Source organism: Aestuariivita sp. (assembly GCF_049276915.1).
In the GTDB taxonomy this organism is placed as follows: Bacteria; Pseudomonadota; Alphaproteobacteria; order Rhodobacterales; family Rhodobacteraceae; genus Aestuariivita.
Genome location: NZ_JBASXK010000072.1, coordinates 14,063 through 37,875, shown reverse-complemented (window position 1 = coordinate 37,875; position 23,813 = coordinate 14,063). Strand labels below are relative to the sequence as shown.

Sequence of the window (23,813 nt, the reverse complement as noted above, 5' to 3'; positions counted from 1 at the left end):
CTCCTTACTCTGCAGGCTCGGTTTTGCCCTTGGGCGTGTCCTTGCTCTGCTGGCGTTTCTTGAAGAGGCCGGCGATCTTCTGGCCGCCCTGCACCAGACCACCGGGCAGGAAGATCACGACCATCATGAAGAGCAGTCCCAGCGTGAGATGCCAGCCCTTGCCCACGAAGGGGTAGACCATGGCGACAAAGAAATCGGTCATCCCGTCAGGCATGAAGGCAAACCATTGCTCCAGTACGGATTCGTTGATCTTGGAGACGATGTTTTCCATGTATTTGATGAAACCCGCGCCCAGAACCGGGCCGATCAGCGTGCCGGCACCGCCCAGAATGGTCATCAGAACCACCTCTCCCGAGGCTGTCCAGAACATCCGCTCCGCGCCCACCTGCGTGTCCATCGCCACCAGAAGTCCGCCTGCAAGACCGGCATACATGCCTGAAATCACGAAAGCCGCGAGCGTGTAAGGTTTAGAGTTCAACCCGGTGTAATTCAGCCGCTGCTGGTTCGACTTGATCGCCCGCAGCATCATGCCAAAGGGCGAGCGGAAAATGCGGATCGACAGGTAGAAGGCCAGAAGCATCACGATAGCCGCGATGTAATATCCCGCATTGAAGGTGAATACCCAGTCTCCCATGCTCAACTGGTAGTTCGTATTCATTTCCAGCCCGAAGAGGTTGGCGCGCGGCATCTGACCAACGGGCAGTTCAGCATCCAGAACACGCGGATCGGTGTATTTTGGCTGCAGGCCGGTTTCGCCACCGGTGATCGGCGTGAGTACCGAATAGGCCAGCGAATAGGACATCTGCGCAAAGGCCAGCGTCAGGATGGAGAAATAGATGCCTGACCGCCGCAGCGAAATCCAGCCCACCAGCAGCGAGAACACGCCCGCGATCAGCACCGAGATGATGATCGCCGGGATCACATTCATCGTCAGCAGCTTCATCATCCAGATCGCCGCATAGGACCCCACGCCGAGGAAAGCTGCGTGACCAAAGCTGAGGTAGCCCGTGAGACCAAAGAGAATGTTGAAGCCAATGGCGAAGATGCCGAAGATCACGAAGCGTTGCATCAGGTCCGGGTAGCCCGCGTTGAACTGCGCCATGGCCGAGCCTTCGGGGAAGGGGTTGAGGATGAAGGGGGCGAGCATCGTCAGCGCCGCAACAACCAGCAGCAACATCCCGTCCTTTTTGGTGAGTCCGAACATGTGATTATTCCTCCATCACGCCCTTGCGACCCATGAGGCCACGCGGACGGGTGAGCAAGATGATGATTGCGACCAGATAGATGATGATCTGGTTGATGCCGGGCAGGGTTTCCAGCACGACCGACATCGAGGCGAAGCTTTCGAGAATACCCAAAAGGAACCCCGCCAGAACAGCGCCGGCCAGCGAGCCCATGCCGCCCACGACGACCACCACGAAGCTGAGCACCAGAAAATCCATGCCCATGTGATAATTCGGCGAGTTGATGGGGGCATACATGACACCCGCCAGCCCCGCGACGGCGGCGGCGATGCCGAACATGATGGTGAAGCGCTTGTCGATATTGATGCCCAGCAGGCCAACCGTTTCACGGTCCGCCATGCCTGCGCGCACCACCATGCCGAAGGTCGTGAACTGAAGAAAGGCAAAGACCGCACCGATGATCACCGCCGAGAAGGCGAAATAGACAAGGCGCCAATAGGGATAGATGATGGTATTGGGGTCAAAGCCCAGCAGGGTGCCAAAATCGAACGACCCGCGGAAGGCATCGGGTGCCGGTGTCGGGATCGGATTTGCGCCGTAGAAGTATTTGATGATTTCCTGGAGGACGATAGCAAGGCCAAAGGTCACGAGGATCTGGTCGGCGTGGGGGCGTTTGTAAAAGTGCCTGATCAGCCCGCGTTCCATGGCAAAACCGATGCCCACCATGACGGGGATCGCAAAGATGATCGACAGCGGGACCGCCCAGTCGATGATGACATCGCCCGTTGCTTTGCCGAAAAGGTCATAGATATAGGGGACTTCGACCTTGAGCGGATTGCCCAGAAAGTCTTTTTGCGTCTCGTCGATGACGATATGGCTCAGAGTCAGGATCTTGCTGAGCGATACCGCACAGAAGGCACCGATCATGAAAAGGGCCCCGTGGGCAAAGTTCACGACACCCAGCGTGCCAAAAATCAATGTCAGGCCAAGGGCGATCAGCGCATAGGCTGATCCTTTATCGAGGCCGTTGAGGATTTGCAGGAGTATTGCGTCCATGGTCCCACCTTCATGAAGCGATTTTTGCCCGGTAAACGGGCCCGATAAACGGGAAGGCCGGACGGCGGTGTCGCCGTCCGGTGATGCGTGACAGGGGGCTTATGCGCCCGGGTTGCACGTTCCCAGCGAACCACCTGCGAACTGCGGGTGATCGGGGTCATAGGTCACTTGCTCTGTTGGCGTGACTTCGACGATTTCGACGAGGTCGAATTCGTTTTCGGGGTTTTCCTTGCCCTTCACCACGACAACATCCTTGAAGCACTGGTGGTCAGCGCCGCGGTAGAGTGTCGGGCCGTTGCCCATGCCGTCGAACTCGAAGTCCTTGAGCGCTTCGGCAACCGCACAGGGGTTGAACGATCCAGCACGCTCGACCGCATCCGCATAAAGCAGCGCCTGAACATAGCCTGTGTGCGCGGCCTGGCTGGGCGGGAAGCCGTATTTCGTACCGAAGGACTGCACGAAGGCATTGGTGCCCGTGTAGCGTGCGCCAAGCTGGTTTTCGAGTTTCCAGTCCCAGTTCTGAGATCCGAAGATACCCTTCACGTTGGCACCCGCACCGCGCGCCATAAGCTCGGAGTAGAGCGGCACAACGATCTCGAACTGCTTGCCGTTGACCATCTTGTCACGCAGGCCGAACTGCACCGCGTTGGTCAGCGAGTTGACCATGTTCCCGCCGTAGTGGTTCAGAACCAGCACATCCGCGCCTGATTGCAGAACAGGTGCGATATAGGAGGAGAAGTCGGTCTGTGTCAGCGGCGTCAGAACCGTGTTGACGGTTTCCCAGCCGAGGGCTTCGGTCGAGGTGCGTACCGCTTCCTCGGTGGTGTAGCCCCAGTTGTAGTCTGCTGTCAGGTGATAGGCCTTGCGATCCGCACCGTAGTTGTTGACCAGAACGGGCGCGAGTGCTGCACCGGACATATAGGAGTTGAAGAAGTGGCGGAAGCCATTGGCCCGCTTGTCTTTTCCTGTCGTGTCATTGGCGTGGGTCAGACCTGCCATGAAGATCACACCGGCCTCCTGGCAGAGCGCCTGAACCGCCACGGCCACACCGGAGGACGATCCGCCGGTGATCATCACCGCGCCGTCTTTTTCGATCATGGATTTGGCGGAGGCGCGTGCGGCGTCGGATTTCGTCTGCGTGTCGCCCGTGACGTACTGGACTTTCTTGCCCATGATGCCATTGCCCTGCAGGGCTTTGGACGTGAAGGTGTTCAGCATGCCGCCGTCGCCTTCGCCGTTCAGGTGCTCGACCGCCAGCTCATAGGCGCGCAGCTGGTCAGCGCCCTCGTCCGCATAGGGGCCTGACTGCGGGACGTTGAAGCCAAGCGTGACCGTGCTGCCAGTCGGCTCGTTGGTGAAGGCATTGGCGCGCCCTGCCGTGAAGATTGTTGGCGTCGCAAGTGCGATCCCGCCGATCGCGCCGGTTTTCAGCAACCCGCGACGCGTGAAGTTCGATTTTGTCATGAAATCCTCCCAATTCGTGAAACGAATACGCCGCAGCTCCTCGGTCCGCGGCATTCAGGCACTATTTGTGCAAATCCATTATCGCAAAGAGACAGAAAACTGCGCAATAACCCCCTTGTGTGGTTGGATTATTTTGTAAATAACTGAAAAGCCTTTTGCAGCGGATTGTAAATTTAGTTTCACCGCAGTGCAGAAAGGCGTTGATAAGACAGACAAAAGGCCTCTTGGCATAATGGCACGCGATATTTTGACAGGAAGCCGCATCCGCGAGCGGCGCTCCATCACTGGTCTGAGGCAGGCGGATCTGGCCCGGCAGGTCGGTATCTCGGCTTCCTACCTCAATCTGATCGAACACAACCGGCGCAGAATCGGCGGTAAGCTTCTGGTTGATATCGCCGCGGCCCTTTCTGTGGAGCCGTCATTGCTGACCGATGGCGCAGAGGCCGCATTGATCGCCGCCCTGCGAGAGGCCGCCGCGGATATCAACGCCGCGGGGGCCGAAGTGGACCGCGTCGATGAATTCGCCGGACGGTTTCCCGGTTGGGCCGCTTTGCTGACTGCCGCGCATCGGCGCACTGCATCGCTTGAGCGGACGGTAGAGGCGCTATCGGACCGGCTCGCCCATGATCCGAATCTGGCCGCCTCGCTGCATGAGGTGCTCTCGACCGCCACCGCGATCCGCTCAACCGCCGCAATTCTGGCCGATAACGACGAGATCGAGCCCGAGTGGCGCCTGCGGTTTCACCGCAATCTCAACGAAGACAGCCTGCGCCTGGCCGAAAGCTCCAAGCTGCTGGTCGAGTATCTGGACGAGAGCGAAGACGCGCCGGATCGTCGCGCCGCACCGCAGGAAGAGGCCGAGGCATTCTTTGCAGAGCGCGCCCATCATTTCGAAGAGCTTGAGGAAAGCCGCCTCAGCCCGGCCGAGATAGTGCGAGGCGAAACCAGCCTCACCACGGAGGCTGCGCGCAGTATCGCGACCGGCTTCCTTGAGCAATATGCGAGTGACGCGCTTGCGCTGCCGCTGCCCGAGATGCGGGCGGCCCTTGGCGACCTTGGGCTGGATCCCGCGGCGCTTGCCTTGCGGTTTGATGTGCCCTTGCAGATGATCTTTCGCCGCATCGCGGCCGTACCCGAAGACCTGCTGGACAGCGAAGTGGGGCTGGTGATCTGCGATGCCTCGGGCAGTATCGTGTTTCGCAAGCAGGTGACCGGCTTTGCGCTGCCGCGATTTGGCGCGTCCTGTCCGCTTTGGCCGGTCTTCTCGGCACTCAATCGCCCACAGGTTCCGCTGCGCCGCACGGTCGCCCAGATCGGGCGCAACACGGCGCATTTCGAGTGTTTCGCCGTGGCCCATTCCCGTGCAAGACCCGGCTTCGAGACGGACCCGCTTTATCTGTCGACAATGCTCATTGTGCCGGTTGCACAACCTGTCGGTGTCACCGTGCCCGAGGTGGGCAGCACCTGTCGGGTCTGCCCGCGCGCCGACTGCATGGCCCGGCGTGAACCCTCGGTTCTGAGCGAAGAGTTTTGACAGAGTCGGAAAACTGGGGATAAATCATCGGACGTCTGCGCCCCGCGTGCAGGCGTGGCCTGTCGGAGGGAGAACCGGCACAGGGGCCAAAACAGGGGGGATACCGGCTGATGAGCCGTAAGGTTTTGCTGATCGAAGATGAGCCGAACATCATTGAAGCGATCCGCTTTTTGCTGTCGCGCGATGGCTGGTCCGTCCACACCCATGCCAATGGGGCGGACGCAGTTGAAAAGGTAAATCGGGTGGCACCGGATCTTCTGGTGCTGGACATGATGTTGCCGGGACGGTCGGGCATGGATATCCTGCGCGATCTGCGCAGCAATCCTGCAACCGAAGGCCTGCCGGTCCTGATGCTGACCGCACGCGGTCAGACCCGTGATCGCGATATGGCCGAAAAAGCGGGTGCAAACCGCTTCATGACCAAACCCTTTTCCAACACGGAAGTCCTTGAGGCGGTTCGCGAACTTCTTGCCGAGGCGGACGAGCGGTGAGCGCGCCGCGCCCATCGGTTTTTCTTGAGCGCGAAACCTACAGGCGCCGCCGTATCATGGATGCCGCGCGGCTTTTGCCGGTTCTGGGCGTGGCGCTGTTCGCCATCCCGCTGCTCTGGACCACGCCGGATGATCCGGTCGCCGCCGGAGAGCCGGTGTCGATGTCCACGGCCGTGCTCTATATCTTCGGGGTCTGGGCGTTGCTGATCCTGCTGGCCTTCGTCTTTGGCCTCAAGTCGCGCGGCTGGGGGCCGGGCGGCGCACGCTCACCGGACTCGGCTGGGGACACGGACTGAGATGGCCTCTCTCAATCAGCTTGTCGCGATTTGTTTGGGTTATGTTGCGCTTCTGTTCATCGTCGCGTTTCTGGCCGAACGCGCAGCCGCCGTCGGTAGGGCGCAATGGCTGCGCTCATCCTTGATCTACACGCTGTCGCTGTCTGTCTATTGCACCGGTTGGACCTTTTACGGCGCGGTCGGCTATGCTGCGCGCTCAGGGCTCGAGTATCTGACGATCTATATCGGGCCCACGCTGGTAATGATCGGCTGGTGGTGGGGACTGCGCAAACTGGTGCGGATCGGGCGCAGCCAGCGCGTGACATCCATCGCTGACCTGCTCTCATCGCGCTATGGCAAATCAAACCTGCTGGCCATTGGCGTGACGCTTCTTTGCGTGATCAGCGTCACGCCCTATATCGCCTTGCAATTGCAATCCATTGCGCTCTCGCTCACTGTCTTTGCCGAGGCAGACGCCAGCAAAACGGCCGAGACCGGGGCCTTCTGGGCCGCCATCGGTCTGGGCGCATTCGCGATCCTGTTCGGAACCCGCAATCTGGATGCCAACGAGCGCCACCACGGCGTGGTGATTGCGGTCGCCTTGGAGGCTGTGGTCAAGCTGATCGCGCTGCTTGCTGTCGGCGCATTCGTTGTCTGGGGGCTGGCCGGAGGGGTCACGGAAACGCTCTCGCGCATTGATGCCTCGGAAATGGGGCAATGGCAGATCGATGGCGGGCGCTGGACGGCAATCACGCTGCTTGCGGCTGCGTCGATTGTCTGCCTGCCGCGCATGTTTCAGGTCATGGTGGTCGAGAACGAAGACGAACGTCATCTGCGCGTCGCGGCCTGGGCCTTTCCGCTCTATCTTCTGCTGATCAGCCTCTTTGTCATCCCGATCGCGGTGGTCGGGCTGGACATTATGCCCGCGGGCTCCAACCCTGATCTGTTCGTCCTCAGCCTGCCGCTCAGCCAAGGTGAGACGGGGCTGGCTATGCTGGCTTTTCTGGGTGGGTTTTCTGCTGCCACTTCCATGGTGATCGTGGCGGCAATGGCTTTGTCGATCATGATTTCGAACCATCTGGTGATGCCCATTTACCTTTCGACCAAAGCGAGCCGGGGCGCGTCGATCTCGGGGGATGTGCGCCATGTCGTGTTGTTTTCCCGCAGGATCGCCATCGTCGTGATCCTGCTGCTTGGCTATCTGTATTACCGTCTGTCCGGCGGTGGTGCTGCGCTGGCGGCGATTGGTCTGATCGCTTTTGCCGGTATTGCGCAGATCCTGCCCGCCCTTGTTGGCGGCCTTTACTGGCGTGGTGCCACGCGGGCAGGGGCGGTGGCGGGGCTGTCGCTGGGCTTTGCAATCTGGGTCTATTCGCTGCTGCTGCCCGGGTTCGGTGCGGATGGGATACTGCCGGCCAGTGTGATGCAGAACGGCCCCTTCGGGATTGCATGGCTCAAGCCTCAGGCGCTGTTCGGGATCAACGGGCTTGATCCGATCGAACATTCGGTGATGTGGAGCCTGAGCCTGAACACTGCCGCCTTCGTGGCCGTGTCCATGATGACCTTTCCCAGCCCGGTTGAACGCCTGCAGGGCGCGCAATTCGTGAATGTCTTCGATCACTCTTTCGGTCCGCGCGGCTGGACCGGTTCGGTGGCGCAAAGCGAAGATCTGATGATCATGTCCCAACGGATCCTTGGCCCGGAACAGGCTCAAACCCTGTTTCTGCGCGAAGCTCAACGCCAGGGTGCCGGCGGGCAATTGCCCGAACCGACCCCTGCCTTCGTCGAGACGCTTGAGCGTGAGTTGAGCGGTTCTGTGGGCACCGCCACGGCGCATGCGATGGTGGCGCAGATCGTGGGGCGGTCGGCTGTATCTGTTCAGGATCTGATGGCGGTGGCCGATGAATCCGCGCAAATGCTTGAGTATTCGAACCGGCTTGAAGAGAAATCCGTCCAGTTGACCCGCACCGCAGCCAAGCTGCGCTATGCCAATGAAAAGCTGACCCAGTTGTCGGTACAAAAGGACGCGTTCCTCAGTCAGGTGAGCCATGAGTTGCGCACGCCCATGACCTCGATCCGCGCCTTCTCCGAGATCTTGCGCGACGAACTGGGGCTGAGCGCCGAGGAAAAGGCGCGCTATGCCAGTGTGATCCATGATGAGGCGCTGCGCCTCACGCGGCTTCTGGATGACCTGCTGGATCTGAGCGTTCTGGAAAGCGGTCAGGTCAATCTGAACCTGCGCTCGGGGCCGCTGAGCGAGGTTCTGGATCGCTCGGTCTCGGCGGCTCTGGCGGGCGCGCCGCCCGGCATCACCGTACATCGGCGCGGCGAAGATGAGACGATGTTGATCCATTCCGATCTGGATCGGTTGGCGCAGGTCTTTATCAACCTGATCGCGAATGCCGGAAAATATTGCGATGCCAACCATCCTGAACTGTCGATCCGCGTGCGCCAACTGGGTGACCGGATCGCCGTGGATTTCATCGACAACGGCAGTGGTGTTCCCCGCGAAGCCCGCGCCATGGTGTTTGAAAAGTTCTCTCGCGTGAGCGGCGACAAGGCAGGCGGTGCGGGGCTGGGCCTGGCGATCTGCCGCGAGATCCTTGAGCGGCTGGGTGGAGACATCCAATATCTTGAAGGTCATTCCGGCGGCGCGTTTCGCGTGATCCTGCCTACCGAACGCGCGCTGGCGGCGCAGTGACCTGCACCCGTAGAGGCATTCTTAACCACTGATCGCTTAACTGAGCCCGGATGCAATGCGCAAACGGCGCAGATCTAAAGGTGTGAGGCAGGGCAACAACAAGGTGACTGCGATACTCAAGCGCAAACTGGCTGCCGCACAACGCAATGCACAGGGCGGTGCCATGACCGCCCTGCGTGCTTTGCGCTTGTCGGTGGCGCGTGCGGGCGACGATCTTCATGATCTGCCGCTGGGCGTTGTGGGCGGGCGTCAGTCACGCCTGCTGCCCGATGATCTTGAGGGCATTCTGTCGGATGATGATCTGCTGATCGTGCTGGATTGCCCCGGTGGCATGACAGGTGCGGTTTCGCTGCAGCTATCCATGGTTGCTTCGGTGATCCAGCAGCAGACCATGGGGCAGGTCGCCGAGCGCGCACCAGACCCGCGTGCCTTTACCGAAACCGACGCGGCCATGTGTGCGCCCCTGATCGAAGGCATGCTCAGCCGGGCCCGCGATCTTGTCGAAGGCGAGGGTGGGGGGAACTGTTTTCAGGGGCTGCGCTTTGGCGCGCGGGGCGAGGACGTGCGCAGCCTGCTTCTGGCGCTGCGGGCGCGGCGATATCGGGTATTCTGGCTGACGCTGGATATCGCCCTGGGCCGCCATCAGGCCGAGCTCGTGCTTGTTTTGCCGGACACAGATGAGGATCACGCGGACCCAAGTGACACTGAGCGCGATGCGGCGCAACGCGCCGGGCAAAGCCCCATGCTGGATGTCCCGACCGAGGTGCGCGCGGTGCTGGCTCGGTTTCGCTTGCCGGTGAGCACACTCAATGGATTGCGTCTGGGCGACACGTTGCCGGTGCCCCGGGACCGGCTGGATGAGACGACGCTGATCTCTGTGACGGGCCGTGTGGTCGCGCGCGGGCGGTTGGGGCAGATGAATGGGCACCGCGCACTGCGGTTAATGGCACCGCGGCCCATACCCCGTGTGCCCGATGACACGCGTGAGGCGGCATTTGATCCAAGGATCACCGCATCCCTGACCCCGGATCCGATGATGGCCGCGGGGATGAACGCGGGCCATTCGGATCTGGCGGGGCTGGCGGATGACATGAGTATCGACAGCCTTGCCGCGCTTTCGGCCGCGGAAGCGGCTCATCAGATCACGGAACTTGCGGGCCTCACGGCCGAGGATCTTGCCGCTCCATCAGACCCCAAACCGACAGGCGGGCACGTCTCGACACCGGCTCACAGCCCCAGTCCGGAGTCGTGATGTTCCACTTGAACAGATGATGCCGGGTTGTCCTGAAAACGCGCGTCAAAGACCCTGACGCGCGGCCTGTTCCAGAGTCGGGCGCAGGTTTTCCAACGCATAGCCGGCATGGCGTGTCGCCTCCAGCACGTCATCCACCGACATCTCTGCGGCAGCACCCAGAGCCCAGATCACCGAACTGCGCGTCCCGGATGCGCAATAGGCCAGCACGGGCCCATCAGAGGCCGCAAGCATATCGCGTTGTTGTGCTATGGTCTGGGGCGTCATCGACTGATGCGTGATCGGCAACACCTGAAAGGTCAGACCCGCGGCCTTGGCGGCTTCGCCAATGGCTTGGGCCTGATGGCTGGGCGGAACCTCTTCATCGGGACGATTGCAGATCACCGTGGTGAAACCGGCCGCCGCGATCGCCTCCATATCCTCAGGGGAAATCTGGGGCGACACGGAATAGCGGGGGGTGAGTTGACGAATATCCATGGCCGAGATTTACGCCGGGTTGGGGGCGCTGTCCAGATAGCTCCCGACCCGCGGCGCGGCACCCATGCCGGCAAGCATCGCCGCCAGGAAAATCAGACCACCGGCCCCGCCATAGCTGAGCGAGGCGATCGCCGGTCCCGGGCACAGCCCGGCCAGACCCCATCCGGCACCGAAGATGATCGACCCCAGCACCAGTCTCCGGTCGATCATGACCGGGGCAGGGGGCGGAAACATGCCACCGGCCAGAGGGGTGCGTCCCGTTGTCAGCCGCCAGGCCAGCGCCATCGGGATGATTGCACCACCCAGCACGAAGGCCAGGGTCGGATCCCAGGCCCCGAACACATCCAGCCAGCCCAGTACCTTCGTGGTATCGGTCATGCCGGACACAAACAGACCCGCCCCAAAGAGGCTGCCCGCGATAAGTGCAATAAGAATACGCATCAGATTATCCCCGCAACATGGCGCATCACGACCAGCATTGCGCCGCCCGCCAACAGATAGACCAGCGTGGCGACGATGCCGCGCAGTGAAAACCGCGAGATGCCACAAACGCCGTGGCCAGAGGTGCAGCCATTGGCGATCCGTGTGCCCACACCCACCAGAAGGCCGGCGATCGCAACCACGACCCAGTTGCTGGTCAGATTGGTTGTGATTTCGGCACCCGACATCAGCATCAGAATGGCCGGCATCCCGACCAGACCGGCCAGAAAGACCAACCGCTCCACCGCCGTCGAGCGGCCCGATCCGTCAATCAGCCCACCGATGATTCCGCTTGCGCCCATGATGCGCCCGTTGCCCAGCAAATAGGTTGCTGCGCCCAGTCCGATCAGCACTCCGCCGATCAGACCCATGATCCAATCCTGTTCCATTTTCGTTTTCCGTTTTTGATTACAGCTTGTTTACCGGAATTTTCAGCATCACCGCGCCACTCTCATCTGGCGGCGGCATGTGCCCGGCGCGCATATTCACCTGCAGCGAGGGCAGGATCAGTCGCGGCATCCCCAGCGTGGCATCGCGCTTGTCACGCATGGCCACGAAGTCTTCGATCTTGCGGCCCTGACCGATGTGCACGTTCAGGGCTTTCTGTTCGCCCACCGTGGTCTCCCACGCGTAATCATCCCGCCCCGGTGCCTTGTAGTCATGTCCGACGAAAATCCGTGTGTCCTCGGGCAGGGACAGGATTTTCTGGATGGAATTGTAAAGGTCGCTCGACGAGCCGCCGGGAAAATCGCAGCGCGCCGTGCCGAAATCGGGCATGAACAGCGTATCGCCCACGAAGGCGGCATCACCGATAACAAAGGTCATGCAGGCCGGCGTATGACCGGGCGTCGAATAGACATCCGCGCGCATCTGGCCGATGTGAAAGCTGTCGCCGTCCTGAAACAGCCTGTCAAACTGCGAGCCGTCGCGCTGAAATTCGGTGCCTTCGTTAAAGACCTTGCCGAACGTGTCCTGCACCACGGTAATCTGATCGCCGATCCCGATCTTGCCGCCAAGTTGTTCTTGCAGATAGGGCGCGGCTGACAGGTGATCGGCATGGACATGGGTTTCCAGAATCCATTCGACGTTCAGACCCTCTGCACGGACATAATCAACGATCTTGTCTGCGGATGTCGTACTGGTGCGCCCCGAGGCGTGATCGAAATCCAGAACGGAATCGATAATGGCCGCCGCCCGTCCTTCGGGGTCCCGCGCCACATATGAGACAGTGTTCGTGGCGTCATCGAAAAAGGCTGTTACGTTCGGAGTCATCCCAAGTCTCCTTTGGTTTGTCTATAAATATATAGAAATTTTTGCATGTGTTGCAAGACATCTTGTGGTTATCCTGATGCATATCAAGTCATGGCCAGAAGTTTTCCGATAGACTTAAACTTGTGGGGAATCTGCATGACTGCCTGAATTTTGAGCAAGAGACTGCCCAGAGTGGGCTTTAGCGGTTCACAGCCGCGTGAGATACCTTATCGGGCACCCACCCCCATGCTTAATTCTACCCAGCCAAAGGGAGGGAACGACATGACGATCAACAATTGGAAAACACGGGCAGAGTCTTTGGAGTGGGAGATCGAGCGTGCCAGCGCCTCGACGCGTCTTGCACTGCAACCGCGGCTGGAAAAATTTCTGGCTCATCTGGAAGCGGACGGCATCCGTGTGCCGCGACGCCTCAAGAAACTGAACTCGGAACTCATTGACGAAGCCATCGAGGCGCGCTTTGACAATATGCCGGTCTGATCGGGCACCCCGTCAGCCCAGGAAGATCCCGACCACGACCATCATCAGACCGATGACCGACAAGAAAAGCGCACCCAGGTTCAAAGGGAGCGCTTTTTGCACCTCTGCCCGCAAGGCTTCATCATCATTTGCGAACGCGCGGCGCGCGCGTGCGACGCGGATGATCGACCAGAACAGACCGGCAAGCCCGATGATGGATACCGCGGCTCCTGCCCATATGATCACTTCGAAAATCATGTCACGCGCTCCTGAGACTGCGCGGTCCGCCTAGCCCATCGGACTGGGGCACGCAAGACCGCCCTCAGGGCTTGAAGTTCAGCCCCAACGTAAAGTCATAGCTGATCTGATCCAAGGCGTCGGGAGCCTTGGGAAAGCGTCCCGCCCGTCGCACCGCCTCCAGAGCCGCCGCATCCAGAGCCGCAACCCCGGAGGAGCGCACCAGCCGCAGCTCGCGTAACCGTCCGCTCTGATCGATCGTCAGCGCCACGCGCGCGGTCCCGCTCTCTGAAACGCCCCTTGGATACACCAGGTTGCGATGCACCTTGCGCTGGATGCGAGCACCCCATTGGGCCTGCAAGGCCGAGGTATCCGCCACGCCGCGCGCCACGGTCTGTGACTGGCCCTGCGCACTGTTGCCCTTCGGGGCCTTGGGCACCGGCTGGCCCGAGGCCTGTGCCTTGGGTTGTGCCTGCGATGGCGGACGCGGCGCAGGGGGCACGGTATCCGCGCGCGGTGTATCGAAACGTTCGGGCTGGGTCGGCTGCACGGGCTGTGGAGCCTGAGGCGGCGTGTCACCCCGCGCCATTGGCCGCGGATCGGCTGGCGGTTGCGGCGTGGCGGGTTTCGCAAGTGCCGTGCTTGGTGGGCTTGGTGGCTGCGGGGGCGGAGCGACCTGCGGCAGGCTGCCCTGTTCGGGCAGGGCCGGGCGCTGCGGCAAGACCGGTTTGGGGACCGGGGTGAGGGCGGCATGCTGCGCCGGTGCCTCGATCTGCGGGACGGGCAGGGCGACAGGTGTGATCTGCTGCACAAGCGCGGGCGCGCGCTGCCAGGTGCTGACCATCTCGACGACATTGGCGCTGGCCGGCTCCAGTGAGATCGTCGCCTCTCCGCCGTCGCCTCCCAGGGGGGCGCTTCCCGGTTGTGGCGATGCCGCCCAGATGCCCACATGGACTCCTGCGGCCACCGACACGAATATGATCACCTCGATCAGACGCATCACCCGCTTGCCTCGGTCACGAGCGAGATGTTCTGCGCACCCAATTCGGCCAGTCGATTGATCAGAGCAGTCAGCCCACTGGCAGAAAACGCCGCATCGGCGCGGATCAGGATCGCGGTTTGCGGCTCAAGCGCCGACAGCAGCGGCCAGACCGCCTCATCGGACTGCCCGGCAAAATACAACCCGCCTTCGGCCGAAACATTCAGCGTGGCCACCCCATCAGCGCGGGTATCGCTTTGCGACGCAGGTGGCACGACGTCAAACGGCACGGATGCCGTGATCTGCGCGGTCATCAGAAAGAAGATCAGCAGCAGGAAAACCACGTTGATCATTGGCACGATGTTTTCGGCTGGGCGGCGTGCGGGGCGTGCGGGTGCGAAATTCATCTGCGTCACTCCACCAGCACGACATTGCGGATACCGGCCGCACGCAAGCGATCCAGCAGGGCGGTCAGCGCCGTCAGATCCGCGGCCCCCGTTGCCCGCAGGATCACCGGCGCATCCGGCGCGGGCATCAAGGCACCCAGCTGCCCCGTCAGCCCCTCGGGGGTCACGGGCTGACCGTTCAGCCTGAGGCCGTCATCGCTCAACTCCAGCAGGCGCGGCGCGCCTTCCCAGCGTTCGACGCCAGTCCCGCCGGTCAAGGGAATCGCCATGTCCTGCCCGAACCGCGCGGCCAGCATGAAAAACACCAACAGCAGGAACACCACGTCGATCATCGGTGTCAGGCTGGGTCTGCGCCGGGCCGCAGGCGGGGCGAAAGCAAACATCATCGCGCACTCCGGGCCAGGAATATGCGCGTTGCGGCGTCTTCCATATCGCTTTGGAGACGCTCGACCACACTGTCAAACCAGCTGAGCGCCATGGCGGCGGGGATCGCCACGGCCATGCCTGCGGCCGTGGTCAGCAAAGCCTCCCAGATGCCCCCGGCAAGGATCGTGGGATCTGCGCGGTTGCCCGAAGCCTGCAAGGCCTGAAACGCGTCGATCATGCCCAGAACCGTGCCCAGCAGGCCGATCAGCGGCGCGATGGTGGCGATCAGCTCCAATGCGCGCAGGCCAATCCGCGCATCCGCCAGATCGGCGCGGGCCACACGGGTGGTCTCTTCGCGCGCCGCCGCATCGTCCAAACCCGAATCCAGCCGGGCCTTCATCGCGGTATGCGCAAGTCGCGCACGCAAGGACTGACGCCCGGCAACGGTCTGCATTGCTGCCTGCGCGTCCCCCTTGACCCAAAGCTGGATCGCCTGTTCGGTGGCGCGCCCCGACCAGGCCCCCATCAGCGAAAACCGCCAGATCTTCCACAGGATCAGGGCCAGCGTCAGCACGCTGAGCGCTGCAATCAGCCAAAGCGCCGGACCGCCGCGATCCAGAAACTCGTTCATTTCCTGAGGGATCATATGCCCGCTCCTTCGCCCCAAAGGGCGCTCACAATCGCCTCCAGCCCATCCGTCAGGGCACCGGGCCCCGGCTGAAGGATCAAGGGAGACTTTATTTCAACGATACGCCCGCTCGCAACGGCAGGAATGTCGCTCCAGCCGGCGCGGGCGGCGATCTTTTCCGGACGCACCTTCTTGCCGCACCAGGAGGCAAGGATCACGTCCGGTCTGGCGTCAATCACCTGCCGAGGATCAAGGATGCGCGCCTTGGCCCCCTGTTCGCGGCGCAATTGCGCGAAAACATCCCGCCCCCCGGCCAGTTCAATCAGCTCGGATACCCATGCGATGCCGGAAATCGGCGGATCATCCCATTCCTCGAAATAGACCGCAGGTCGTGTCTCCCGCTGGGTCGCGCGCAATTGCGCGGCACGGGTGTTGAAGCGCGCCACGATCTCATCGGCACGCGCGCTGGTGCCGGTCAGGGAACCCAGCATGCGGATCATGTCGAGGATTTCAGCCACCGAACGCTGGTTGAAGGCATGAACCGCGATGCCCTTGCGAATAAGATCGGCCGCGATATCGGCCTGCAGATCTGAAAATGTCAGAACAAGATCCGGTTGCAGCGCAAGGATCTTGGGCACATCGGCCGAGGTGAACGCCCCCACGCGGGGTTTTTCGCGCCGCACGCGAGCAGGGCGCACCGCATAGCCGGTCACGCCGACAATGCGGTCTTCCTGCCCCAGCAGATACAGGGTTTCGACCGTTTCTTCAGTCAGGCACACGATGCGCTCGGGTGGAAAGGGCATCAGACCACCCCTTCCCGGCGCACGCGGTCCATCCAGATGCGCGCCCCGGCCCATACCGCGTCATGGGCCGCGCGCCCCACTGCTTCACCCACGGCGGTATGCATGCCCGCAAAAGGCGCATCCCCCGCAGGCGCGGCGATGGCGATACAGTCGGTGCCGGTTCCTGTCGTTATGCCCGTGGGCAATGTGTGGGCCATGTCGATCACGGCGGTCGTGCGCGCCTGCGCGATGATCGAGATCAGCTCGATCAGGGCAGCATCCGCCAGCGGCTGGCTCACCCGGACGGCGATGTTGATCGTGCCCCAATCCTTGCCCGAGCGATCCAGCCTTGTGCCGATCCGCTCGGCGTTGGACAGACCCACCGTGGCGATGCACTCTGCCGTGACACCCTCGACAAAAGCGCGGGCCACCTCATAGGCATCCAGATCCCGAGAGGTCAGCAAGGTGACCGCATCGCTGTCTCCGCGCTGCGCAAGCTCGCGGCGCAGCCAGCCCTCCACATCGAAATCCTGCGGCAGATCGGCATTGCGCACCTCGCGCCACAGGATCTTGCGCGCAGTGACAAAGCCGGGTCGGGTCAGGGACCAGCTCAGGATGCGGTGCTGGCCGTCAAGATCGAAACTCAGCCAGGGGCGCTCAAGCGTGATGCTCATCCCGTCACCTCCAGCGGCTGAAAGACCGGACCGTGATCGGTATCGGCCCAAAAGCCGGTGATGCCGAAACCATGCTCGATATTCTCGGGTGTCAGAACCTCGCGCGGTGGACCATCGGCAATCAACTTTCCCGCATGCATCATCAGCAACCGCGAGCAGTGACGCGCCGCCAGCCCCAGATCATGCAGCGACACCAGAACCGCATGCCCCTCGCGCGCGAGGCCTGCAAACACCTGCATCGTCGCGATCTGGCTGGCCGGATCCAGACCGGCAATCGGCTCATCTGCCAGCAAAAGCGCGGTATCCTGCGCCAGAGCCCGCGCGATCAGCACGCGGGCCTGCTCGCCGCCCGACAGCTGCGTGGCGGTGCGATGACGAAAGCCCTCCAGCCCCATGCGATGGATCGCGGCGTCAATGGCGCGCTGATCCTGCGCACCGGGCCTGGCACCGCGCGGCAAATGCGGAATGCGCCCCAGGGCGATCAGCGTCTCGACCGTCACCGGCCAGGCGATCTCGCGCGATTGCGGCATCCAGGCGGCATGGCGGGCGCGCTCGGGGGCGCTCATTTGGGTCAATGAAGAGCGTCCTTCATGTGCCATCAACCCAAGTGCCGCGCGCAGCAACGTGGTTTTGCCCGCGCCATTGGGGCCGATCAGGCCAACGCATTCGCCCTGTGCGATGTTCAGGGAAACCGCGTCAACCACCGGGCAATCGCCCCGGCGCACCGTCAATCTTTCCAGCGCAAGCAGGGTCATGCCATCTCCTTGCGCGTCTTGAAAATCAGATGAAGAAACAGCGGCGCTCCCACCAGCGCCATCAGCACGCCCAGCTTCAGATCGCGCTGCGGCAGGATTTCCCGCACCGCGATATCCGCCGCCAGCACCAGCGCCGCCCCGCCAAGCGCCGAGGCCCAGAGCAGGGCCGAAGGCCGCGCGCCCACGAAACGGCGCAGCAGATGCGGCACCACCAGCCCGACAAAGCCAATCGCTCCCGCCACCGCCGTGGCCGCCCCCACAACCGACGCGGTGCCGATCACCAGCATCAGGCGCAACCGGGTCAGGTTGATCCCCATCGCCTCGGCCGCGTCTTCGCCCAGGGTCAGGGCATCCAGACCCCGACCACACAGAGCCAGCAGCACCCAGCCCAGCCCCATGAAGGGCAACGCCAGCCAGACATGCGTGAACGAACGGTCCGCCAATGAGCCCATCATCCAGAACACGATATCGGCTGCGGCGAACGGATTGGGTGACAGGTTCAGCACCAGCGAGGTAAGCGCGCCCGCCAGCGCCGAAATCGCGATACCGGCAAGGATCAGCGTGATCGAGGCCCCGCGCGGACCCGCCAGCGTCAGAATAAGCAGCACCGCGATGACCGCCCCGGCCAAAGCCGCCAGCGGCAGGGCCAGCGGGAACAGCAGGCTGAGCCCGGTCTGGATCGCCAGAACCGCACCCAAAGCAGCAGAGCCGGACACCCCGATCAGCCCCGGCTCGGCCAGCGGATTGCGCAGCAAACCCTGCATCGCCGCTCCGGCCATGCCCAGCGACGCGCCAACCATCACCGCCAGAAGCGCGCGCGGCAGGCGGATTTCCTGCATCACCACGCTCAGCGGCAGACCATCGCGCGCAAACAGCGCAGACAGGCTTTCCCCGATGCCCGCCGTCACCTGTCCCGAGACCAGAGACATCACGAACAACACCCCGCACAGGGCGACCAGGCCCAGCGCCACCCTCATTGCAGGTCCTCCATCGACAGGCGCAGATCGCGCATGTCACGGATCGCGCTCAGAACCTGTGGCGTGCCGCAGATCCAGTCGCGATCCGTCAGCTCTCCGGCCTGCAATGTGCCACGCAGCGACGCCAGCGCAGGGTGATGCAGAGTATCTTCGGCGCGCGCCTGCCCGGGATAATCGCGCCCCTGAATGATGACATCCGGGGCCAGCATCACCAGGGTCTCAAGCGGCAGAACACCACCCCAATCCAGACCCAGTTCAGAGGCGACATTGTCAAAGCCCGCGATCTTCAGAATGTCCGAGGCCAGCGACCGGTCCCCGGCGGTGTAGCTGTTGACATAGTAAAGTGCCGCGCGCGGCCTTGGACGCATCGCCACCGTCAGCGCGGCCAACTCGGCCTCAAAGGCGGCCACTTGCGCCTCTGCCCTTGTTTCGCGCCCCAAGGCGGCCCCCATCTGGCGCATCCGCTCGGCGATTTCCGCAAGAGACCGGGCCGGCGCAAAAATCTCGACCCTTATGCCCAGGCTGCGCAGCATCTGAACGGTGGATGCATCCGTGAACGTCCCCGCCAGAACCAGATCAGGCTCCAGCAGATAGACCTCCTCGGCGCGCGATCCGTTGCCGGGCAGCGCGCGTGCCGCCTCGAACAAGGCGGAACTCTGCGGATCATGCGCCAGTTTGCTGACCGAGATCAGCTGTCCCTCATCAGCCAGCAACAAGGCCAGCTGATCGGTGCAAAGGTTGATGGACACCACCCGCCGGGGCTGTTCTGCGGCCATAGCTGTGCCCGCGGCGCTGCCCAGAAGCAGCGCCGTCAGGGTGCATATGAGCCTAGAAATTCGCACGGACCCCGACATAAATCGAGCGATCCGCCGCGCCATAACCTGCGACCTGCTGATATTGTTCATCAAACAGGTTCTTCACCGCCACATAGGCCTCGGTCGTGTCGCTCACGTCATAGGTGAAACTCAGATCCACCACGGTGAAATCGGGCAGTTGCTGCACCGGCGCTGTGTCCGGTGCCCGGTCGGCCATGTAGGTGATGGCCAACTGGCTTGCCAGCCGGTCAGTCAGGCTCAGGTCCAGACCCACGAACAGCTCATGTTCCGCGACCCGAGGCAGCAAGGCACCGGTGGCCGTGGCCGCATCCAGATAGGTATAGGCCAGCGTCATAGCCACGCGATCGGAAAACGCATGGGCATACTGGAACTCGAGACCTTCGAAGGTGGTGGTTCCAGCTGTGTTGGCCAGTGTCGAGAATGTGCCGGGATCACAAGAGAACAGCACGAAATCAATCGTCACAGGGCAGGGGGCGAATTGCACGAGATTGTCGATCTCGTTGCGAAACAGCGTCGCGCTGACCACAGCATTGGGGCTGAATGCCCAGTCAAAGCCCAGTTCGATACTCTGGCTGTCCTCAGGCGCAAGGTTCGGATTGCCGAAGAACGGATAGAGCGGGTCCGGGAAGGACGCGAAGAGCTCGCCGGGTACCGGCGGGCGGAATCCCGTGGCCAGAACACCGCGCAGGGTCAGCGCATCGTTTGGGCGATAACTGACCGCCAGCCGACCGGTGGTGGCGTCTCCGAATTGCGAGTTGTCATCATAGCGCACCGAGCCGATGATATCGAGGTCATTGGTGGGGCTATAGAGCACCTCGGCAAACAGCCCGCGGTTATAGGTGGCTGCGCTGCCCCCCGGAATGGAGCTGGATTTCGAGATCAGCTTTTCGAAATCCGCGCCCATGGACAGACGAACCTGTTGGTTGATCTGGGCATTCGATTGCCAGTCAAAGCGCTGGCGCTCGCCCTCGAACTGACTGGTAAACGGCTGGAAACTGCCCGGAGCCACGGTTACGGATGACAGCCGGCGGTCGACATTGAAGTACGAGGCCGATCCCTCGTGACTCCACATGCCACCCGCGTCGATCTTTGCAAACAGGCGCAGGCCCATTTCATCGCGGCTTGCGGTTTCATCGCCGGGTGTGCCATCGACCGGACCCGTACCTGTGCCTTCGTCGAAATCGGACTCGCCCGTCGAGTAAAACCCGTTCATGCCGATGCTGATGCTGTCGCTGGCCTGATAGGCAGCCCCGAAACTCAGCCGGGTTTCGCGAAACCCGTCATTTTCAGTATTCCCAAGGTTTTCGTCGCCCGCCGAAAACCCGTCGCTTTGCGCCGTCGCAAGGCCAAAAGCCACGCTCCAGTCCCCGCTTTTGCGGCTATAGGAATAGGCTCCGGCCACGGTGTTGAAGCTGCCGAACATCAGTTCGGCGCGCTGTTGGACACCATCAGGGCCATCCAGATCCGGCAGGGTGAACACATTGATCACACCGACCACCGCCGAACCGCCATAAAGCGCCGATTGAGACCCTTTCAGGATCTCGACGCCGGCCAGGGCCCCGATGCCGAAGGCTCCGAAATTGCCATACTCGCCCGAGGTCGAAGAGGGGTCATTCACCTTGATGCCATCGACATAAACCGCCGAATAGCGTTCCTGCGCGCCTCGAATGCGCACAGTTGCCGCCGTGCCGGCGGGGCCGTTCTGCAAGACACTGACGCCGGGAATGCGGCGCAGGGCATCTGTAAGTTGCACATCGCCCGGCACGACAAGCGCATCATCGGCCCCCAGCACCTCGACCGAGGTACCGGTGCGCAGGATCTCAAGAGGTTCGGCGGCGGCGGTGACAGAGATCACGCCAAGATCAAGAGCGTCTTGGGCAAAGACCGGCTGAGCCGACAGGCTCAAAGCCAGACAAGACGCGGATGTCAGCAATCGTTTCATGTGGTGGTGTCCTTTCCAGACAATGTGTTCAGGTCGGTTTGGAAAGGATGGTCCTTGCCCAAACGGTGCGATGTTGCGTCACCATTCCGGGCCTAGGCTCCGTTCATCTCAGCACGCCCCGCGCTGAATGAAGGTGAGCGCCCTGGCAGGTCTCCTGACTTGCGGGTCATCGCTTGACCGGGCCTTCCCGTGCTTCCCGATCGGGCACACAGTGGCATGTTCCGGCCTCGCTATCCGCCTACAGTTGCGGGGGCAGTCATGGAGTTGGCCGTCACCAGCCGCACCACGTTCCCTTTAACGACGAGTCGCCCCGTCGAACCAAAGCCACTCATGCGTAGCGCTGCTGCAAGGTTCTATCAAGGCGCGATAACGACGCGCCGGAGTGATTCTGCGTCTTGCGACGCATGGCGCGCGCGGGTACGAACGGGCTTCACTCTGTCACCTGATTTTCTGGGAGCCGCTTCATGTCCGATACCTCCACCGATGCCACCTACCGCGTTACCGCAGATGAGCTGCGTCAGTTCATCGAACGTTTCGAACGGCTGGAGGCCGAGAAAAAGGACATCGCTGATCAGCAGAAAGAGGTCATGGCCGAAGCCAAGGGCCGCGGCTATGACACCCGCGTCATGCGAAAGGTGATCGCCCTGCGCAAGCGCGATTCCGACGATATCGCAGAAGAAGAGGCGGTGTTGGAGATGTACAAGGAAGCCTTGGGCATGCGCTGAGGGCGGGATCACGGGGGCTCTGCCCCCGGCTGCGCCTCCCCCGGGGTATTTCAGACCAGAAAGAGAGGGGGCCGGTGATTTCCCGGCTTGCCCGGATGGCATGGCCGCTTTACGTGGGATGACATGAGAATTCTGTTTCTGGGCGATGTGATGGGCCGATCGGGCCGCACCGGGGTGGCCACGCATCTGCCGCGGTTGCGCCGGGACTGGCGGCTGGATTTCGTGATCGTCAATGGCGAGAACGCAACCAATGGCATGGGTCTGTCCGGCGAACACGCCAAGGGGCTGTTCGATGCCGGTGCCGATTGCGTCACGCTGGGCGATCATGCGTTTGACCAGAAGGACATGATGCAGGCCATCGGGCAGGACCTGCGCATTCTGCGGCCTCTGAACTATGCCAAGGGGGCACCGGGGCGCGGCTACCGGGTGTTTGACGCGCCTGGCGGGCGCAAGGTGCTGGTGGCGCAGGTGCTGGGCCAGGTGTTCATGAAGCGGCCCTTTGATGATCCCTTTTCGGCGCTGGAGCCGGTGCTCAAAGCCCATCCGCCCGGCGGCATGGTGCAGGCCGCGATTGTCGATATGCATTGCGAGGCCACCTCGGAGAAAATGGCGATGGGGCACTATTGTGATGGCCGCGTCAGCCTGGTTGTGGGAACCCATACCCATGTGCCCACCGCCGATGCGCAGATCCTGCCTGGCGGTACCGCCTATCTCAGTGATGCCGGGATGTGTGGCGATTACAATTCGGTCATCGGCATGGACAAGGAAGAACCCCTCCGCCGCTTCATCACCGGGATGCCGAAGGCGCGCTTCAACCCGGCCCTGGGTGAGGCGACCCTGTCGGGCGTCTTTGTCGAGACCGAGGACCGCTCGGGTCTGGCGAAATCCATTGCCATGGTGCGCGTCGGAGGGCGTTTGCAGGAGGCCGCTCCGTGAGCCGCAGGGAGCTGGTGTTCTTCACCGGCGTCCTGCTGATCATGGGGGCCGGCTGGGGGTTGACGCAACCCTTGTCCAAGATTGCCGTCAGCACCGGGTATCGCCATTTCGGCCTGATCTTCTGGCAACTGTTGATTTCGGCTTTCGTGCTTGGCGCGTATTGCGCGATCAGGGGGCGCAGGCTGTCGCTCACGCCGGCGGCCTTGCGTGTATATGCGGTGATCGCGCTGATCGGCACCGTCGTGCCCAATGCCGCGTCCTATCAGGCGCTGATCCATCTGCCCGCGGGCGTGCAATCGGTGCTGATGTCGCTGGTGCCGATGGCGGCCTTTCCCATCGCCCTGTTGCTGAGCCTGGAGCGGTTCGAGCCGCGCCGCTTTGCCGGCCTTTGCCTCGGGCTGATCGGAGTGTTGGTGCTGGTTCTGCCCAGGGCAAGCCTGCCCGATCCTGCCATGCTGCCCTGGGTGGCGGTGTCGATGATCGCGGTGGTGTTTTACGCCTTCGAGGGGAACTATGTCGCGCGCTGGGGTCTGGGCGGTCTGGACGCCATCCAGGTTATTCTGGGGGCCTCGCTTGTCGGCATGGTCATCGTGTGCCCGCTGGCGCTGGGCACCGGTGCCTTCATCAACCCGATCCGCCCCTATGGCGCGCCCGAAGTCGCGCTGATCGCCTCTTCACTTATCCATGCGGTGATCTATGCCACATATGTATGGCTGGTGGGGCGCGCCGGTTCGGTTTTCACCGCACAGGTGGGATATGCGGTTACCGCAACCGGCATATTCTGGGCCATGGTGATCTTGTCCGAAAGCTATTCTCCCTATTTCTGGCTCGCCGCCGGCCTGATCCTGGCCGGTGTCTTTCTGGTTCAGCCGCGACGGACCCCGGCGCTTGCCGTACCTGTCAAGCTGGACGAAACTGGCCGCTGAA

At 62.3% G+C, this 23,813-nt stretch carries 27 protein-coding genes and 1 riboswitch; of the genes, 9 read left to right on the top strand and 18 right to left on the bottom strand.

Going from position 1 to position 23,813, the window contains the following annotated elements; genetic code table 11:
• Positions 1-4 precede the first annotated feature (4 nt).
• From WAO69_RS07255 to WAO69_RS07245, 3 genes are all read right to left on the bottom strand, one after another.
• Entirely contained in the window at positions 5-1,204 is a 1,200-nt protein-coding gene (locus WAO69_RS07255; protein WP_422177529.1) for a branched-chain amino acid ABC transporter permease, read from the bottom strand.
• A gap of 4 nt (positions 1,205-1,208) precedes the next feature.
• Positions 1,209-2,240, bottom strand: a complete 1,032-nt coding sequence (locus WAO69_RS07250) for a branched-chain amino acid ABC transporter permease (protein ID WP_422177527.1) — start codon at positions 2,238-2,240, stop codon at positions 1,209-1,211.
• A gap of 99 nt (positions 2,241-2,339) precedes the next feature.
• Positions 2,340-3,704, bottom strand: coding sequence for a substrate-binding protein (locus WAO69_RS07245; protein WP_422177670.1), 1,365 nt, complete (start codon positions 3,702-3,704; stop codon positions 2,340-2,342).
• Positions 3,705-3,936: 232 nt separating this feature from the next.
• Here WAO69_RS07245 and WAO69_RS07240 point away from each other — a divergent pair, with 232 nt between their 5' ends.
• From WAO69_RS07240 to WAO69_RS07220, 5 genes are all read left to right on the top strand, one after another.
• Positions 3,937-5,238, top strand: coding sequence for a short-chain fatty acyl-CoA regulator family protein (locus tag WAO69_RS07240; RefSeq protein WP_422177524.1), 1,302 nt, complete (start codon positions 3,937-3,939; stop codon positions 5,236-5,238).
• A gap of 110 nt (positions 5,239-5,348) precedes the next feature.
• The gene (locus WAO69_RS07235) at positions 5,349-5,729 is read left to right on the top strand and encodes a response regulator transcription factor (RefSeq protein ID WP_422177522.1); all 381 of its coding nucleotides are present in this window, start codon (positions 5,349-5,351) and stop codon (positions 5,727-5,729) included.
• Entirely contained in the window at positions 5,726-6,025 is a 300-nt protein-coding gene (locus WAO69_RS07230) for a hypothetical protein (RefSeq protein ID WP_422177520.1), read from the top strand. Before WAO69_RS07235 ends, WAO69_RS07230 begins: the two co-directional genes overlap by 4 nt.
• Before the next feature lies 1 nt (position 6,026).
• Entirely contained in the window at positions 6,027-8,705 is a 2,679-nt protein-coding gene (locus tag WAO69_RS07225) for an ATP-binding protein (protein WP_422177518.1), read from the top strand.
• A gap of 103 nt (positions 8,706-8,808) precedes the next feature.
• Positions 8,809-9,957, top strand: coding sequence for a FliM/FliN family flagellar motor C-terminal domain-containing protein (locus tag WAO69_RS07220; protein ID WP_422177516.1), 1,149 nt, complete (start codon positions 8,809-8,811; stop codon positions 9,955-9,957).
• Between the two features lie 45 nt (positions 9,958-10,002).
• Here the strand turns inward: WAO69_RS07220 and WAO69_RS07215 are convergent, their stop codons facing one another.
• The 4 genes from WAO69_RS07215 to WAO69_RS07200 are packed head-to-tail and all read right to left on the bottom strand — an operon-like array spanning position 10,003 to position 12,186.
• Positions 10,003-10,434: a TIGR01244 family sulfur transferase gene (locus WAO69_RS07215; protein WP_422177514.1), complete on the bottom strand. Its 432-nt coding sequence runs from the start codon at positions 10,432-10,434 to the stop codon at positions 10,003-10,005.
• A 9-nt stretch (positions 10,435-10,443) separates the two neighbouring features.
• Positions 10,444-10,875 carry a DUF6691 family protein gene (locus tag WAO69_RS07210; RefSeq protein ID WP_422177512.1) on the bottom strand — a complete coding sequence of 144 codons (432 nt, stop codon included), beginning with the start codon at positions 10,873-10,875 and terminating at the stop codon, positions 10,444-10,446.
• Positions 10,875-11,303: a YeeE/YedE family protein gene (locus WAO69_RS07205; protein WP_422177510.1), complete on the bottom strand. Its 429-nt coding sequence runs from the start codon at positions 11,301-11,303 to the stop codon at positions 10,875-10,877. Before WAO69_RS07205 ends, WAO69_RS07210 begins: the two co-directional genes overlap by 1 nt.
• 19 nt (positions 11,304-11,322) lie before the next feature.
• Positions 11,323-12,186: an MBL fold metallo-hydrolase gene (locus WAO69_RS07200; protein WP_422177508.1), complete on the bottom strand. Its 864-nt coding sequence runs from the start codon at positions 12,184-12,186 to the stop codon at positions 11,323-11,325.
• A 261-nt stretch (positions 12,187-12,447) separates the two neighbouring features.
• Between WAO69_RS07200 and WAO69_RS07195 the strand changes: the two genes are divergently transcribed.
• On the top strand, positions 12,448-12,663 hold the full coding sequence (locus WAO69_RS07195; RefSeq protein WP_422177506.1) for a hypothetical protein: 216 nt from the start codon (positions 12,448-12,450) through the stop codon (positions 12,661-12,663).
• Positions 12,664-12,675: 12 nt separating this feature from the next.
• Here WAO69_RS07195 and WAO69_RS07190 read toward each other — a convergent pair whose 3' ends face one another.
• The 11 genes from WAO69_RS07190 to WAO69_RS07140 all read right to left on the bottom strand — a co-directional run bounded on the left by WAO69_RS07190 (position 12,676) and on the right by WAO69_RS07140 (position 21,225).
• Complete coding sequence (locus WAO69_RS07190) at positions 12,676-12,900, bottom strand: hypothetical protein (protein WP_422177504.1); 225 nt, start codon at positions 12,898-12,900, stop codon at positions 12,676-12,678.
• Between the two features lie 64 nt (positions 12,901-12,964).
• Positions 12,965-13,879 carry a TonB family protein gene (locus WAO69_RS07185; RefSeq protein WP_422177502.1) on the bottom strand — a complete coding sequence of 305 codons (915 nt, stop codon included), beginning with the start codon at positions 13,877-13,879 and terminating at the stop codon, positions 12,965-12,967.
• On the bottom strand, positions 13,879-14,265 hold the full coding sequence (locus tag WAO69_RS07180) for an ExbD/TolR family protein (RefSeq protein ID WP_422177500.1): 387 nt from the start codon (positions 14,263-14,265) through the stop codon (positions 13,879-13,881). The genes WAO69_RS07185 and WAO69_RS07180 overlap by 1 nt, the downstream gene beginning before the upstream one ends.
• 5 nt (positions 14,266-14,270) lie before the next feature.
• Complete coding sequence (locus WAO69_RS07175) at positions 14,271-14,651, bottom strand: ExbD/TolR family protein (RefSeq protein WP_422177498.1); 381 nt, start codon at positions 14,649-14,651, stop codon at positions 14,271-14,273.
• Positions 14,648-15,277 (bottom strand): MotA/TolQ/ExbB proton channel family protein, encoded by a 630-nt coding sequence (locus tag WAO69_RS07170; protein WP_422177496.1) that lies wholly within the window; start codon positions 15,275-15,277, stop codon positions 14,648-14,650. The genes WAO69_RS07175 and WAO69_RS07170 overlap by 4 nt, the downstream gene beginning before the upstream one ends.
• A complete protein-coding gene (locus WAO69_RS07165; RefSeq protein WP_422177494.1) occupies positions 15,274-16,062 on the bottom strand; it encodes a cobalamin-binding protein in 789 nt (262 codons plus the stop codon). The genes WAO69_RS07170 and WAO69_RS07165 overlap by 4 nt, the downstream gene beginning before the upstream one ends.
• Positions 16,062-16,715 (bottom strand): adenosylcobinamide amidohydrolase, encoded by a 654-nt coding sequence (locus WAO69_RS07160; RefSeq protein WP_422177492.1) that lies wholly within the window; start codon positions 16,713-16,715, stop codon positions 16,062-16,064. The genes WAO69_RS07165 and WAO69_RS07160 overlap by 1 nt, the downstream gene beginning before the upstream one ends.
• The gene (locus WAO69_RS07155) at positions 16,712-17,470 is read right to left on the bottom strand and encodes an ABC transporter ATP-binding protein (RefSeq protein ID WP_422177490.1); all 759 of its coding nucleotides are present in this window, start codon (positions 17,468-17,470) and stop codon (positions 16,712-16,714) included. Before WAO69_RS07155 ends, WAO69_RS07160 begins: the two co-directional genes overlap by 4 nt.
• Positions 17,467-18,447, bottom strand: a complete 981-nt coding sequence (locus tag WAO69_RS07150; protein WP_422177488.1) for a FecCD family ABC transporter permease — start codon at positions 18,445-18,447, stop codon at positions 17,467-17,469. Before WAO69_RS07150 ends, WAO69_RS07155 begins: the two co-directional genes overlap by 4 nt.
• Complete coding sequence (locus tag WAO69_RS07145; RefSeq protein ID WP_422177486.1) at positions 18,444-19,196, bottom strand: ABC transporter substrate-binding protein; 753 nt, start codon at positions 19,194-19,196, stop codon at positions 18,444-18,446. The genes WAO69_RS07150 and WAO69_RS07145 overlap by 4 nt, the downstream gene beginning before the upstream one ends.
• Before the next feature lie 79 nt (positions 19,197-19,275).
• Positions 19,276-21,225, bottom strand: a complete 1,950-nt coding sequence (locus tag WAO69_RS07140; RefSeq protein ID WP_422177484.1) for a TonB-dependent receptor plug domain-containing protein — start codon at positions 21,223-21,225, stop codon at positions 19,276-19,278.
• 127 nt (positions 21,226-21,352) lie between these two features.
• Positions 21,353-21,564: riboswitch (cobalamin riboswitch) on the bottom strand.
• Positions 21,565-21,689: 125 nt separating this feature from the next.
• On the opposite strand from WAO69_RS07140, the gene WAO69_RS07135 reads away from it, so the two are divergent.
• From WAO69_RS07135 to WAO69_RS07125, 3 genes are all read left to right on the top strand, one after another.
• Positions 21,690-21,950 carry a DUF2312 domain-containing protein gene (locus tag WAO69_RS07135; protein ID WP_422177482.1) on the top strand — a complete coding sequence of 87 codons (261 nt, stop codon included), beginning with the start codon at positions 21,690-21,692 and terminating at the stop codon, positions 21,948-21,950.
• 123 nt (positions 21,951-22,073) lie between these two features.
• The gene (locus tag WAO69_RS07130) at positions 22,074-22,886 is read left to right on the top strand and encodes a TIGR00282 family metallophosphoesterase (protein WP_422177480.1); all 813 of its coding nucleotides are present in this window, start codon (positions 22,074-22,076) and stop codon (positions 22,884-22,886) included.
• Complete coding sequence (locus tag WAO69_RS07125; RefSeq protein WP_422177478.1) at positions 22,883-23,812, top strand: DMT family transporter; 930 nt, start codon at positions 22,883-22,885, stop codon at positions 23,810-23,812. Before WAO69_RS07130 ends, WAO69_RS07125 begins: the two co-directional genes overlap by 4 nt.
• The last annotated feature ends 1 nt before the right edge of the window (position 23,813 follow it).

What these genes read in the sequence shown, in the direction of transcription:
- WAO69_RS07165 (WP_422177494.1), bottom strand. Translation starts at nt 16,062, where the DNA reads ATGCCCTTTCCACCCGAGCGCATCGTGTGCCTGACTGAAGAAACGGTC.
- WAO69_RS07175 (WP_422177498.1), bottom strand. Translation starts at nt 14,651, where the DNA reads ATGATGTTTGCTTTCGCCCCGCCTGCGGCCCGGCGCAGACCCAGCCTG.
- WAO69_RS07155 (WP_422177490.1), bottom strand. Translation starts at nt 17,470, where the DNA reads ATGACCCTGCTTGCGCTGGAAAGATTGACGGTGCGCCGGGGCGATTGC.
- WAO69_RS07140 (WP_422177484.1), bottom strand. Translation starts at nt 21,225, where the DNA reads ATGAAACGATTGCTGACATCCGCGTCTTGTCTGGCTTTGAGCCTGTCG.
- WAO69_RS07150 (WP_422177488.1), bottom strand. Translation starts at nt 18,447, where the DNA reads ATGAGGGTGGCGCTGGGCCTGGTCGCCCTGTGCGGGGTGTTGTTCGTG.
- WAO69_RS07195 (WP_422177506.1), top strand. Translation starts at nt 12,448, where the DNA reads ATGACGATCAACAATTGGAAAACACGGGCAGAGTCTTTGGAGTGGGAG.
- WAO69_RS07245 (WP_422177670.1), bottom strand. Translation starts at nt 3,704, where the DNA reads ATGACAAAATCGAACTTCACGCGTCGCGGGTTGCTGAAAACCGGCGCG.
- WAO69_RS07135 (WP_422177482.1), top strand. Translation starts at nt 21,690, where the DNA reads ATGTCCGATACCTCCACCGATGCCACCTACCGCGTTACCGCAGATGAG.
- WAO69_RS07205 (WP_422177510.1), bottom strand. Translation starts at nt 11,303, where the DNA reads ATGGAACAGGATTGGATCATGGGTCTGATCGGCGGAGTGCTGATCGGA.
- WAO69_RS07210 (WP_422177512.1), bottom strand. Translation starts at nt 10,875, where the DNA reads ATGCGTATTCTTATTGCACTTATCGCGGGCAGCCTCTTTGGGGCGGGT.
- WAO69_RS07255 (WP_422177529.1), bottom strand. Translation starts at nt 1,204, where the DNA reads ATGTTCGGACTCACCAAAAAGGACGGGATGTTGCTGCTGGTTGTTGCG.
- WAO69_RS07180 (WP_422177500.1), bottom strand. Translation starts at nt 14,265, where the DNA reads ATGAATTTCGCACCCGCACGCCCCGCACGCCGCCCAGCCGAAAACATC.
- WAO69_RS07200 (WP_422177508.1), bottom strand. Translation starts at nt 12,186, where the DNA reads ATGACTCCGAACGTAACAGCCTTTTTCGATGACGCCACGAACACTGTC.
- WAO69_RS07235 (WP_422177522.1), top strand. Translation starts at nt 5,349, where the DNA reads ATGAGCCGTAAGGTTTTGCTGATCGAAGATGAGCCGAACATCATTGAA.
- WAO69_RS07240 (WP_422177524.1), top strand. Translation starts at nt 3,937, where the DNA reads ATGGCACGCGATATTTTGACAGGAAGCCGCATCCGCGAGCGGCGCTCC.
- WAO69_RS07250 (WP_422177527.1), bottom strand. Translation starts at nt 2,240, where the DNA reads ATGGACGCAATACTCCTGCAAATCCTCAACGGCCTCGATAAAGGATCA.
- WAO69_RS07185 (WP_422177502.1), bottom strand. Translation starts at nt 13,879, where the DNA reads ATGCGTCTGATCGAGGTGATCATATTCGTGTCGGTGGCCGCAGGAGTC.
- WAO69_RS07215 (WP_422177514.1), bottom strand. Translation starts at nt 10,434, where the DNA reads ATGGATATTCGTCAACTCACCCCCCGCTATTCCGTGTCGCCCCAGATT.
- WAO69_RS07225 (WP_422177518.1), top strand. Translation starts at nt 6,027, where the DNA reads ATGGCCTCTCTCAATCAGCTTGTCGCGATTTGTTTGGGTTATGTTGCG.
- WAO69_RS07190 (WP_422177504.1), bottom strand. Translation starts at nt 12,900, where the DNA reads ATGATTTTCGAAGTGATCATATGGGCAGGAGCCGCGGTATCCATCATC.
- WAO69_RS07170 (WP_422177496.1), bottom strand. Translation starts at nt 15,277, where the DNA reads ATGATCCCTCAGGAAATGAACGAGTTTCTGGATCGCGGCGGTCCGGCG.
- WAO69_RS07130 (WP_422177480.1), top strand. Translation starts at nt 22,074, where the DNA reads ATGAGAATTCTGTTTCTGGGCGATGTGATGGGCCGATCGGGCCGCACC.
- WAO69_RS07160 (WP_422177492.1), bottom strand. Translation starts at nt 16,715, where the DNA reads ATGAGCATCACGCTTGAGCGCCCCTGGCTGAGTTTCGATCTTGACGGC.